The sequence below is a fragment of the Thorsellia kenyensis genome, from assembly GCF_042432445.1.
In the GTDB taxonomy this organism is placed as follows: domain Bacteria; phylum Pseudomonadota; class Gammaproteobacteria; order Enterobacterales; family Thorselliaceae; genus Thorsellia; species Thorsellia kenyensis.
Map to the genome: position 1 here is coordinate 135,094 of NZ_JBHLXE010000013.1, position 13,664 is coordinate 148,757.

Sequence of the window (13,664 nt, forward strand, 5' to 3'; positions counted from 1 at the left end):
CGCCATGATACTACTTTGGCTTATTCTTATCCCTTTTATCGGCGGATTACTTTGTTGGCTTATCGAAGTGCTTGGAGGTCGTTCTCCTCGTTCAATAGCCTTAATTTCCATGGGATTAACATTAGTTATTTCTCTTTATTTATTGGGACAAGGATCATACGATCTCTCTCCTGCGCAAAGCCAGCAAGCTTGGCCCTATCCTCCTTTAAAAATAGATTGGATCCCTTCGTTAGGGATATCATTATACCTAGCAGTAGATGGTCTTTCGCTATTAATGGTTATTCTGACCAGCTTATTAGGTATTATGGCTATTTTGTGTTCATGGAAAGAGATAAAGCATTATGTCGGTTTCTTCCACTTAAATTTACTTTGGATATTAGGTGCTGTCATTGGAGTCTTTCTCGCCCTAGACCTCTTCTTATTCTTTGTTTTCTGGGAACTTATGCTCGTCCCAATGTATTTTTTAATTGCATTATGGGGCCACAAAGCCGCTACAGGTCGTTCAAGAATTTCAGCAGCAACTAAATTCTTCATTTATACACAAGCAAGCGGATTGGTAATGCTTATAGCGATCATCTCCTTGGTGCTTATTAACTACAGAAATACTGATGTGATAAGCTTTGCCTATGATAACCTTCTAAATGTTGAAATGAATGAAACTACTCAGTTTATGCTTATGTTAGGTTTCTTCATTGCTTTTGCCGTGAAAATGCCTGTAGTTCCATTGCATGGTTGGTTACCTGACGCGCATAGTCAAGCTCCTACAGCAGGTTCTGTTGATCTTGCAGGTATATTACTTAAAACAGCAGCATACGGATTATTACGTTTTTGTTTACCTCTTTTTCCAGAGGCGTCAGCAAGCTTTGCCCCTATCGTAATGGTATTCGGACTGATTGGGATTTTTTATGGTGCTTGGATGGCATTTTCTCAAACAGATATTAAGCGCCTTATCGCCTATACGAGTATCTCTCACATGGGATTTGTCTTAATTGCAATTTATACTGGTGATTTAGTTGCCTATCAAGGTGTAGTTATACAAATGATTGCTCACGGTTTATCTGCCGCTGCACTATTTATAATTTGTGGTCAGATCTACGAAAGATTACACACACGAGACTTAAGAGAAATGGGAGGACTTTGGTCAAAAATCAAATGGATACCAGCTTTTTCTTTAGCGTTTGCTGCTGCGAATTTAGGCATGCCTGGAACAGGTAATTTTGTAGGTGAATTTATGATTTTAATTGGTAGCTTTAGTGTTGCCCCTTCGATAATCATAATAGCGACTTTTGCATTAGTCTTTGCTTCAGCCTATTCACTTATCATGGTACAAAAAGCTTTCTTTGGGGAAACAAAATCAGATTCCGTCATAGCAGGTATGACTAAACGTGAAATGACCATTATTTTATCATTGCTTGTTTTACTTATTTTATTAGGTTTTTATCCAAAACCTATTTTAGAGATTTCAGTCGGGGCTATGACGCATGTACAAACCCTGTTTACTGATGCGATTTTACCTTCAACTACTACTATAAGGCCATAATTAACAATGACTTCTATAAACCAATTAGCGCTGTATGATCTAATTGCCCTATTGCCCATATTAATCATTGGATTAACTGTGGTCATTGTCATGTTAGGCATCGCTTGGCGCAGAAACCATTTTTTAAACGCAACGATTACCGTTATCGGGCTAAATCTGGCTTTGATATCAGTTATCTTTCTCTTTAATGACATCACAACCTTTGATTATAATGTCACTGCATTATTTATAGCTGATAATTTTGCATTATTTTTCAGTGGTCTAGTAATAATCGCCACTTTGGCAACATGTACGTTTGCGTATCCTTGGTTAAGTACTTACCCTGATAATAGAGATGAGTTTTATCTTCTCGTTGCTATAGCTGCATTAGGTGGGGTAGTACTTGGATATGCAAACCACTTTGCCTCATTTTTCATTGGAATTGAACTTTTAACACTTCCACTCTTTGGGTTGGTTGGATATACCTATCAATTAAAGCGTTCACTAGAGGCATCAATAAAATATTTGATTTTATCGGCTACTGCTTCCTCTTTCTTACTTTTTGGAATGGCACTTATTTACGCACAAATAGGTTTACTTGATTTTCAGAGCGTAGGGATTGCTATCAATTCATTGGGACTTGAAAATACACTCTTAGCACAAAACATGATCCTGCTTGCAGGGATTGGAATGATGTTAGTGGGTATAGGGTTTAAATTATCATTAGTTCCGTTTCACCTATGGACGCCAGATGTATATCAAGGAAGCCCTGCCCCTGTTACAACATTCCTTGCGACCGCAAGTAAACTTGCTACACTTGCAGTTGTTTTACGCTTTTTCACATCAGGCATTGCACAGGGTGAAATTGCTTCAATAAATATTGTACTGATGATCATGGCTATCTCTTCAATCTTATTTGGCAACATCATGGCTTTATTTCAAAATAATATTAAGAGAATGCTCGGTTACTCATCGATTGCACATCTTGGATACATTTTAGTTATACTAATGTCTAATAAATCTGATAGTGCAGTGATGGATGCAGTATCAATATATTCAGTGGCTTACTTATTTAGTAGCTTAGCTGCATTTGGTGTCATCAGTTTGATGTCTTCCCCTTATAAGGGAGATGATAGTGATGAGTTATTCTCGTATAGAGGTTTATTTTGGTACAAACCATTTTTAGCCGCTATTTTAACTGTCGCCCTTCTCTCTTTGGCTGGAATTCCATTGACTGCTAGTTTTTTTGGGAAATTTTACATGATTAAATTAGCAGTGGATAATGAATATTGGTGGTTAACAGGTGCTATTATTCTTGGCAGTGCTACGGGTATCTACTTCTACTTAAGAGCAATGGTAAGCCTCTATCTTAGAGCGCCTAACAATAGCCAACTAAGACATAAAAATACAGACAATTGGGCCAGTACTGCAGGTGGAGTAGTTATTTTATTTTCTGGTATAATGATCATTTTCCTCGGAATATACCCTGAACCCTTATTTTCATTAATAAATTTAAGATGATTTTTATTCTTAAGAATAATCTAAAAGCCGTAGCTGCATATAAAGCTACGGCTTTTTTATGCCTTAAACTTAGGTAGATCGCTTCTTTAATTATAAAAAAATAGTAAAACCAAGATAGGATAATAGCAATGTTGATATCAACGCTTGCATGATAAATTAAATATTCTCACTAGGCGGCGTCTTGGTATTTAAATAAAAAATGAAGTATACTTCAAAAGAGGCAAGAAAATTAATAACAGTATTAGCTGCTGTTCAAAATACTTTTTATTACATTTCAATAGATCAGGTTAATTCTTCACAAATATATGCAGGATGATACCAAGATATCACTAATCATAGAGGTGTTATATAATAATTAGGGGCTGTTGACATTTAGAGAGCGTTTTTTATACATGCATAGGCAACCACATCATAATAAAAGCAATTGCAATAGTGCTTTTAAAGCAAATTTCTAATTTATCATACCTCGTTGCAATTGCTCTGTAATGTTTTATCCTAGCAAAAGCATTTTCAACCAAGTGCCTTATTTTGTATAAGTGTTTATCAATCGAGCCCGGATTTAAGTCCTTGCCATAATTACGTTTTGGGATAATGGGTGTTTTGTTAAGGTTCGATATCAGCTCTCTTAAAGCTTTTGAGTCATAACCTTTATCAGCTATAAAACATTCAAAATCGCCAATATGCTTAACTAAACTTTCAGCGTGAGTTACATCATGCCGCTGTCCCTCACTGAGTTCGAAGTAAATAGGTAGTCCAAAACTATCAACAATAAGATGTATTGTCGTCGAATTACCCCCTCGGCTTGTACCGATGGCTTCAGAGCTATCAGTTGCAGCACCTGTGCTATGCTGATGTGCACGTATAATAGTGCCATCAGCAAACACCCATTCTTTATCGGCGATATGTGCCAGCTGTGTTAGAATCTCTAAAAAACCTTGTTTATGAGCCCATCGATTAAATCGTTTATAAACAGCATTCCAGCACCCAAATTAAGTGGGTAAATCACGCCAAGGCACACCAGTACGGATCCTAAATAAAACACCCTCAAAAAATAATCGGTCTGATCCTTTGATATAACCTATATTAACCCGGTTGAAAAGTTTTTGTAGAAAATTCCACTGACTATCCGATAAAATCAATCTCGGCATGACATTTACTCTTTTATAATATATTTTCGCAGACTAATTATAAAAGCGTTATGCCTCTTATCAAACACTTTTCACTTCAAATGATTGTTTATCAACCAACTTATGCGTGCTTAAATTTCGTTCACCAAATGTCAACAGCCCCTAGTAATAACTAGTTAAATACTATAATTTTTAAATAATTACTTTTATTCTATGGCAAGGATAACATGAATAATTTATTTAATTCTAGTGACCATTTACATAGCAGTGTAAATGGTCACTTTTAAGAGTACAGTGCAATTAAAATGACTTGAAAATATGATTAAATGAGCACATATTCATAGAATATCCTTACATTATTTCCACCTAAGCATTATGGCGCTTATCAATTGCAGCAGTAAAAATAACATCAGTAGAACTATTTAATGCTGTTTCAGCAGAGTCCTGAATAACGCCAATCGCTAAACCCACCCCAACAACTTGAAAAGCAATTTCATCACTGATACCGAACAAACTACAAGCTAATGGAATAAGTAATAAAGATCCACCTGCCACACCTGATGCGCCACAGGCTGATAAAGTTGCTACAACACTTAAAATCACAGTAGATAATAAATCTACTTCTATGCCTAGTGTATTAACGGCAGCAAGGGTTAGAACAGTAATAGTAATTGCAGCTCCCCCCATATTAATAGTCGCACCTAATGGTATAGTGACAGAATAAATGCTCTCATTGAGATTCAATTTCTTTGCTAATGCCATATTCACAGGAATATTTGCCGCACTAGAGCGGGTAAAAAATGCAGTAATTCCGCTCTCTTTGAGACAAGTAAAGACTAATGGGTAAGGATTGGATTTAGTTGTCACAAATACAATCAATGGGTTAACAACTAAAGCTAGAACAGCCATAGCCCCAAGTAGGACACCTAAAAGTTTTGCATAATCAACAAATATATCTAATCCATTTTCAGAGACTGTTTTAGTAACCAATCCGAAAATACCAATAGGGGCTAGTCGAATAACGACTTTAATGATAGATGAAATACTTGAACTTAAATCACCAAATAAAGACTTAGTCGTATCAGATGCTTTCATCAAACCCAGTCCTAATGCAATGCCCCAGAGTAAAATACCTAGATAGTTAGCTTCGAGTAATGCATTGACAGGGTTATCAAAAAGTTTAAATAGTAAATCCTTTAACACTTCGATTACACCTTTTGGCGCAGTATCCATTACTTCAGCATTAGGGAGTGTTATTGTTACAGGAAAAAGTTTACTAAAAATAATCGCCAGAACAGCAGCGGAAAATGTACCAAAGAGATAGAGAACTATAATGCCTCTAAATGATTTAGTTTGTTCACCTGTACCTCGGTGATTAGCTATCGCAGAAGCCACTAGTATAAACACTAATATAGGAGCAACTGATTTTAAAGCCTTAACAAATAATTCACCCAATATACCTATGGGGGCTACGGCGCTCGGTGCATAAAGACCAATAATTGTACCTAGAATAATACCAATTAAAATTTGCAGTATAATATTATTCATCAGAGGTTGTTTTTTAATCATAAGAACTTCCTTAAAAGATAACACAAGAATTTAAAAAATTTCTGCCGTGAATTACAACAAATAATAGTAGTCATCGCTTATTTTATTTGTCTACAGAGACATTCTGTACTTTACTGTAAAATTTTCAAACAGGATTCATAAATGTAAAAAGTACAAACGTAAAGAGTACGACATTATCCGTTAAATTGCACGAACTTTAAAGATTAACTGAATAGGAGTGGGATTTAGATTTAACTCAAGAAGGCTATATGGTTTAGGGTAAGTTGTTGAAACTATTTAATGGATTTACTTTAATTTAAGATAAATTTTATTTCAAAGCAAATCCAATAATGATAAAAAATTAGCAATTAACTGATTTGATTACTATCATCACTTAAATCAACTTGAACGCTTGGATCGTTAAACACTGTCATATCCATTGTACCCATTTCTTTATCTGTGATAACCGCAGCAGTCATTGTACCTGATACATTAGCTAAAGTTCTTGCCATATCAATGATAGGATCGATAGCCAAAATAACTGCTATCATCGGAAAATATTCACCCATTCCCATACCTGATAAGGTAATGCTCGCAGCAATCGTTGCCGTACCAGGAATACCGGCAATCCCAATAGAACCCAATACAACAACCAGTACTAACATCAAATAAAATTGCAAATTAATTTCTATTCCTAGGGTTTGTGCCAGCATAACGGCCAGAAGTGCTGGGAAAAATCCTGCACATCCATTCATTCCGATGGTACTTCCTAATGAACCCACTAAATTAGCACTGGCAGCATTGACCCCCATCCGAGTTTTCAAGGTAGAAATTGTCATAGGCAAAGTCCCTACAGATGAACGGCTTGTGAAAGCCATTAACCAAGTCGCAGCGGCTTTTTTAATGAACATTAAAGGCGAAATTCCATGAATCATTACAAGCAAGACATGAATAAAAAGCATAATTGCAGTGGCAATATAAATAGCGAGCACGAAGGAGGATACGTTATAAATTTCTGTCATGCCATTAGAAACAATAGTTCTCGCAAGAAGAGCTATTACAGCGTAAGGCATATACTTAATGATAGTCATTGCAATCGACATAACAATCTTATAAAGACCATTGATAAAGAGTTTAAACGCACCAATCGCTTCAGGATTTTTTTTCTCCATACGATTTGCCCCAATGCCTAAGAGAGCTGAAAAAATCACAAGCCCTACAACGTTATCAGAACTCATCGCTCCAATTATATTACTTGGAATTAAGTTAACTAAGGTATCAACTAAGTTTTTATACTCTCTAATCTCTGCAACTTTTGTGGTATTAGCGATTTGCGTATTAGTAAGTTCTAAACCTAATAAAGAGGCCAAACCTATCCCAACGACAGCTGCAACAGCGGTTGTGGATAATAACCAAAAAATACTTCTCACCGCCACCTTTGGTAAGTTTTCTTTACCAGAAAAATCTAATATTACTTTTACAATAGAAACAAAAATTAAAGGAATCACCAACATTCGAATAAAAGCCACAAATGCTCGACCAAATAAACCGTACCACGTCGCTGTTTCTTTCATCCATATAGGCATAGTTGCCACAGGCGGGTAGCCTGCACTTGTTTGAATTACAAATCCAAGAACTCCGCCTAGAACAAGCCCTGCCATCATTCTAATTGAGAAACTGGTTTTTTTATCTTGTAAGAATTTTATTACATAGAAAAAAACGCCTAATAACAGCAAACTAAGAAGGGTTTGGTAGTGGGTAATATGCAAAAAATTTTGAAAAAGTACCCCATTAAAAATTGCACTGCTTGGTGCATCCGTCATAAACAACTCCTTAAACTAGTTTCCGTATATTTTATAATTTTATTTTTTCACTTTATCTATAATTTATAAATACATTTAATGTATTATTCTACTGTATTTAAATAGGAAAAGTCTTATAACTGTTGGTTGTGAACAATAACTTTCTGTTATATCGTTTCAATTTCTTTCATCACTCTAGCACATTGTGACTTAATCATTACAACTTTTTAGTGATAAGGATTATAAAAAATATTGATAATACAATTTAGCAACTGTCTTTATTAACCATGATTTCAATGATTTGAACATCAGTTTGCAACATACTTCCTTGCGCTAACTGACACAAATTATCTATCGATTTATCAGCATTATGACTTACAATCCCCTCATTCGCTGTGACTCCTGTATCATTTAATGCCATTAACACAGATTTGAGTGCCGATGTAGCGGAGGTTGATACTTTCATAGCACAACTGTTCGCTGCACCATCACAAATGATCCCTGCAATATCCCCCACCATACTTGAGAGAGTCCTATCAATAGCTGCATATTTATTTTCAGCAAGTAACCAAGCCATACCTGCTCCTGCGCCCATCGCAGCAGTGCTTACTGCACATAGCGCTGAAAGTTTAGGGAGCTTAGAATGTATATAAATAGCAATTAAATGTGAAATAATGAGGGCTCTCGCACGTTTTTCGTTATCTACCTGCAAATAATCAGCAACAACAACTACAGGGAGCGTCGCACTTATGCCTTGGTTACCTGATCCTGAGTTACTCATAGCGGGTAAGACTGCTCCGCCCATTCTTGCATCAGAGGCGGCAGTTGAACGAATAACAATTTGATTTTGTAAATCATCAGACAATAAACCATTTTTGATGTGGCCTTGCAACGTTCTGCCTATATGTAACCCATATTCTTTAGCTAATCCCTCTTTTGATAATGCGTCATTCAACTCTTGAGCTTGAAGAATAAAAGCAATTTGTGATAAAGGTATATGCTCGGCAAATTCAACAATTGATAGTACTGATGCTTGTGATAAATCATAATTTGATCCTTTTTTTAACGTTATGTCATTGACTGCTTCAAAGATAGTCTCTCCATTTTTTTCAATATTAACAATATGAGTATGACCATCACTTATCGTCACACTGACTGTTTCAGTCTCGGTTGAAATTCTGGATTTAGAATACAAAATTGGTGTTGAGGGTTCTATAACTACAGACACTTTGTCTTTATCTAGCATTTTTTTGGCCAATTCGACGACATCATTTGTTAGGCCTTTTAATACTTCTAAATTTCCATCAGGATTTCCACCTAACGCCCCAACTGCAGCTGCGATAGGTAAACCGACCATACCTGTACCAGGTACACTGACCCCCATGCCATTTTTCATCAAATTGGGGGAAACAAAACCTTCAATTTTGCTGATCTTTGAAAATTTTTCATGAACAGAAGTCCCATGCCCAAAAAGATATTTTGCAGCAACTGCACTGGCAAGTGCCAAAGAGATAGGTTCAGTACACCCCAAGGCAGGAACCACTTCATGATTAAGTGCTTTTAAGTATTCATTCCAAAGTATATTATTTTTTGTAATGCTTTTATTTTCTTGATTTTCTGGTGTTGACATATGCCATCCTATTTTTTGTATAGATTATTTCCACTGCCGGCTAATCGGCCTTAAGGCATATTACTCATTTCACCTATACCGTGCAATTAATTATTTCTATTCATAATTACCATGATATTTTACTTGTTTGAATATTTGGGGGGAGTTAAAAAACTATTTAGCTCATGATTACGATGTTTATGTTGTTATAATCACTAACAAACTGAATTTATAGACACTTTTGCTTGAGGGAAACTTAAAAAGATAATTGCTTTAAAGAAAGAAAAAATACACTTATTAACTCCCGCTTAAAGTCATAAAATATAGCTATAATTATCTATTTATACTGATGTTACATCAAGTTACAGGCGCAGATAGTATCCCAACATCCATTCAGTGGAGGTTAAACATTACCAAAATCTGCATCTTGATTTCTATTACGTATATATTTTATTCATTTCTTTTACTTAGGGAATTGTAGATCAGAGATAAGTTCGTAGACATCGTATAAAGTTGATTTAGAGATAAATCTGAACTTCTGTGAGTTATACTATCCTTACACAATTATTCTAAAGAATTATTAGATAAATTGTGTAACAGATATTTTTTTAAATGGATTAAACGATTTTTAACGCAGTTTATCGCTGATTTTTAATAATGAAGCTATCGCTGATGCCGTATTATATAGATTAAATTTAGCTTCGGCTAAAACTTTCTCAAGCGGTTTCAAAGATCTTAGTATAGGAAAGACGACAGCAAAATAGTCATCAAGTTTTTCAACTTCATCACCTAAAATTCCACATATACCAATTACAGGAATGCCATTATCTTTTGCTAATTTAGCAACACCTAGCGGCGTTTTTCCAGATAAAGTCTGATTATCCATCCTCCCCTCACCGGTAATTACTAAATCTGCTTGTTTAATAACTTCATCATAGCCCAACTCTTTTAAAATAAAATCAATACCGTTAACAATTTTAAGTTGCGGGACTATTCGTGAAAGTCCATACGGAGCTCCCCCTGCAGCCCCCATACTTGCATGTTCAAAAGTAATAGATGGGTTGATGAATTCAGTTTTTGTAGCGAAATTATGAAGTGCGGCATCAAGCAAAACTCTTTCTTCAAAAGAGGCTCCTTTTTGTTTTCCAAAAATATGGCTTGCGCCATTAGCTCCACAAAGCGGATTTTGTACATCACATGCGACAATAAATTCTATTTCTTTTAACCTAGGATCTATGTTCGATAGTTCTAATGTATCAAAATCAGCAAGCTTTATTCCTCCTTTGGGCAAAGTATTACCGTGTTTATCTAGTAATCTTGCCCCCAGTGCCTCTAATATACCCGCACCTGAATCATTAGTTGCACTACCTCCTAGACCTAAAATTATTTTACTGACACCGCTATCTAGTGCAGCTTTAATTAATTGTCCTGTCCCGTAACTTGTTGTTATTTTTGCATCTCTTTGTTCAGTTTTTAATAGTGGAAGTCCTGAAGCAGCGGCTATCTCAATTAAAGCAGTCTGGCCTTCATCAATTAGGGCAAATGTTGCCCTAATTTTTTGTTCTAAGGGATCTAATACTTCTATATCGATTTTTTGCCCAGGTTGAGAATATAAAATAGCATCAACTGTTCCCTCCCCCCCATCTGCTAAAGGTAATAAACTATATGTGGCCCTAGGAAACTTCGTCAAAAATGCACTATGTATAATTTCGGTCACTTCTGCCGCACTAAGGCTTTCTTTAAATGAATCAGGGGCTATAACAATATGCATTATTGACTCCATTTTATATTAGGTATGCCACATTTAGTGTGGCATGATTACTTATCAATTTTAAAACTGAACGTTTTGACCTGATTAGGATTAAAATATACTTCTGAATCTAATAAATTATCTTGCTTTATTTGCTCTTCAGCTAAATTAACCTCAAAATATTTCCTATAGGGTAAATTAAATTTAGGCAAGGCAATGTTATTTTGGTTTGTTGAAGAAGGATTAAACCATCGACTTATTATTGCATCACTATTTTCTGCTTTTTTTAGTACACTCAACGTTATTTTGCCAGGTTTCGTATTGACTAAACTATATGTTACAGGTGTTATAAATGACTCAAGATTCAATTTCATTGCGTCATAAGGAATTTTATTATAAAAACGTATCGGTGTATTGAATTCCTTAGCTTGACGCATGATTTCTGCATTCTCAACACTGTCTTGATAAATACCTAGACCAATTCTAGTACTAAAGTGGCCTAACATTTGTGAATCCGGAGTTGGTAGCTTAATACCCGAAGGGCGCCCCGGTCTTAATAATAAATTTTCCTTGCCAAGTACACCCACTGAACGGAATAAGGTCAACGCTATTGCTTGATTACCTTGCCAATCAATGACTTCAAATTCTCTTAAACCTTCAGTAAATAGCGCAAAAGACATATTTTTTACTTCATTTTCTACGGCAACAAAGTTAAGCATTTGCCATACTGGAATTGGTGCTTCTTTCCAGTCTTCTTGCTCCCAATAAGTCATAGCGTCATCTTTAACCGGTCTTGAAATTGTTCCAAATTGTGTGTCTGCGATGACTGATTCACTTATCCATTGATAAGGAAATAGAACTCTTACTCGGTGATCTTCAGCGTCATTTTTCCAGTAGGCATCAATATGAATTTGTGAATCCCCCCTATTTAAGGCAACTGTAAAAGTAATTTCAATTAAACTATTTTTTAATTTATCTTTTCGTGCATCTAAATCTTTTGGTACAGACATTTCTATTTGAATTTTGGCTTTTTCTTGCCATGGCGATGAAGTGATCTCTACCTTAGCTTTATTTTCTGTACTATATAATAACCATTCATCTCTTGATGGCGAGTAATCATATTCATCACCATCATCAGATCCCTCTTCTATAAGTAATGCGTTATCGAAAGTTCTATTGGTTTTTTTATCCGTAATATTGATACTGCCATTTGCCTGTATTTCAATAATATAAAAATCATTTTCAATTTTGTTGCTTGAATTTTCTTTTCTATCAAGAATCGAGATGGCATCATTGCTTCCAGAAGCAGATTTTTTTTCAATACTCAATGCTACATAGCCCATCGCAGGTATTTCTATCGGCAACTGAATTTCATATTCCATGAAAGGATCGTAATTACCATAATGAACAATCTGCCTATCGACTAATCCAGGATCGATTTCTTTAGCGCTAAGAATGCTATATTCAATTTTATTTCCTGCAACATCATATAAATTAAAATCACTTGCTCGAATACGTATAATCGCATTCACAATACTGTTACGTGGATAAGGTAAAAAATTGAAAAATGCTAACCTATCTCTAAATGTTCCGGATTCTGAACTAGGAATTTTCTCCATATTATCTACAATCTTACGCATGTAAAATTGTATTAAATTTTCAGCCATATCATCGGCAAGCCAAAATCTCGACTTGATTTCTTGATGAACAGGATCGCTACAGCAACAACTTATTGAGTCATGGGCATGATTTTTCATAATTTCTTTCCACATTTTCTCAATTAAACCATGGTGATACTCACATCCAAGTGAATATGCAATGGTTGCTAATGGCTCTAATTGGTTACTGATTTTATTTTCTATGACCGCATTTTGTATTTTGATATCCATTCTTGTAGAAGAAATTGTGCGATGAACCCGCATATATTTTCCATCATTAAATTCTCCTATTAATCTTGGAAGTTGATCCTTTTTCACTTTCAGCTTCTCAAAAATTGTCTCATAGCGGCTAAGTAAGAAATTATAATTAGGAAATATTTCCTTTAACAACTCTATAATGTCGAAAATATTTTGTTGGATAGGCATTTGATCATGCCCATTTGGTAGTAACAAATCACCGCCAAATGATGCTTTTTTGAGCACTTCTAAATAGTTATTTAAACGTTTAAATAACGCGTCTTTATCATCTGGTAGGTATTTTCCTATTGCATATCCTAAAGGTAATACTTGAGCTATTACTTCACTACCATCAATAGATTTCCATACAAATTCTGTATGATGTGTTCCGTGTCTCTCGCTACATCCTCTCCAAAACATGGCATCTTCAATGCCAAAACCGTTTAAAATTTGTGGCAATGCTGCACTCATACCAAATGAGTCTGGTAAATACCCTATATTCATTACTTCTTTAAAGGGTTTACAGTCTTTCATTCCGTAAAGTAGATTACGTGTAATCGACTCTGCCCCAACCATCATAAGATCAGTCTGAGTATACCAAGGGCCGATGATAAGCCTTTTTTCTTCAACTAATTTTTTAACACGTTCAACTGCATCTGGCTTGACAGCGAAGTAATCTTCTAAAATAGCTGTTTGTCCATCAAGTACATAAAAAGGATAATCAGGATCAGATTCTAATCGAGTCAAAATTTCTTCCATATTATTCACTAGTAGAATACGAGAATGCTCAGCAGTAAAATACCATTCTCTATCCCAATGCATATGTGGAGTAATATGCACATTGATCTCTCTATTTGCCTCTGTATTTATATTCATATTTTATCCTCAAAAAT

The 13,664-nt window shown here is 35.3% G+C and carries 7 protein-coding genes and 1 pseudogene; 2 read left to right on the forward strand and 6 right to left on the reverse strand.

Going from position 1 to position 13,664, the window contains the following annotated elements:
* Positions 1-4 precede the first annotated feature (4 nt).
* Entirely contained in the window at positions 5-1,540 is a 1,536-nt protein-coding gene (gene nuoM / locus ACFFIT_RS01075) for an NADH-quinone oxidoreductase subunit M (protein WP_385875583.1), read from the forward strand.
* A gap of 6 nt (positions 1,541-1,546) precedes the next feature.
* Positions 1,547-3,040 carry an NADH-quinone oxidoreductase subunit NuoN gene (nuoN, locus tag ACFFIT_RS01080; RefSeq protein WP_385875585.1) on the forward strand — a complete coding sequence of 498 codons (1,494 nt, stop codon included), beginning with the start codon at positions 1,547-1,549 and terminating at the stop codon, positions 3,038-3,040.
* Positions 3,041-3,426: 386 nt separating this feature from the next.
* Here nuoN and ACFFIT_RS01085 read toward each other — a convergent pair.
* The 6 genes and pseudogenes from ACFFIT_RS01085 to mngB form a co-directional block, all read right to left on the reverse strand.
* Positions 3,427-4,188: pseudogene (locus ACFFIT_RS01085) on the reverse strand (IS5 family transposase).
* A 345-nt stretch (positions 4,189-4,533) separates the two neighbouring features.
* Positions 4,534-5,736: a serine/threonine transporter SstT gene (gene sstT / locus ACFFIT_RS01090; protein ID WP_385875587.1), complete on the reverse strand. Its 1,203-nt coding sequence runs from the start codon at positions 5,734-5,736 to the stop codon at positions 4,534-4,536.
* 347 nt (positions 5,737-6,083) lie between these two features.
* Complete coding sequence (locus tag ACFFIT_RS01095; protein ID WP_385875588.1) at positions 6,084-7,538, reverse strand: cation:dicarboxylate symporter family transporter; 1,455 nt, start codon at positions 7,536-7,538, stop codon at positions 6,084-6,086.
* 244 nt (positions 7,539-7,782) lie between these two features.
* Positions 7,783-9,147 carry an L-cysteine desulfidase family protein gene (locus ACFFIT_RS01100; RefSeq protein ID WP_385875590.1) on the reverse strand — a complete coding sequence of 455 codons (1,365 nt, stop codon included), beginning with the start codon at positions 9,145-9,147 and terminating at the stop codon, positions 7,783-7,785.
* Between the two features lie 607 nt (positions 9,148-9,754).
* Complete coding sequence (locus ACFFIT_RS01105) at positions 9,755-10,897, reverse strand: glycerate kinase (protein ID WP_385875592.1); 1,143 nt, start codon at positions 10,895-10,897, stop codon at positions 9,755-9,757.
* A 47-nt stretch (positions 10,898-10,944) separates the two neighbouring features.
* On the reverse strand, positions 10,945-13,647 hold the full coding sequence (gene mngB / locus ACFFIT_RS01110) for a mannosylglycerate hydrolase (RefSeq protein ID WP_385875594.1): 2,703 nt from the start codon (positions 13,645-13,647) through the stop codon (positions 10,945-10,947).
* Positions 13,648-13,664: the final 17 nt, after the last annotated feature.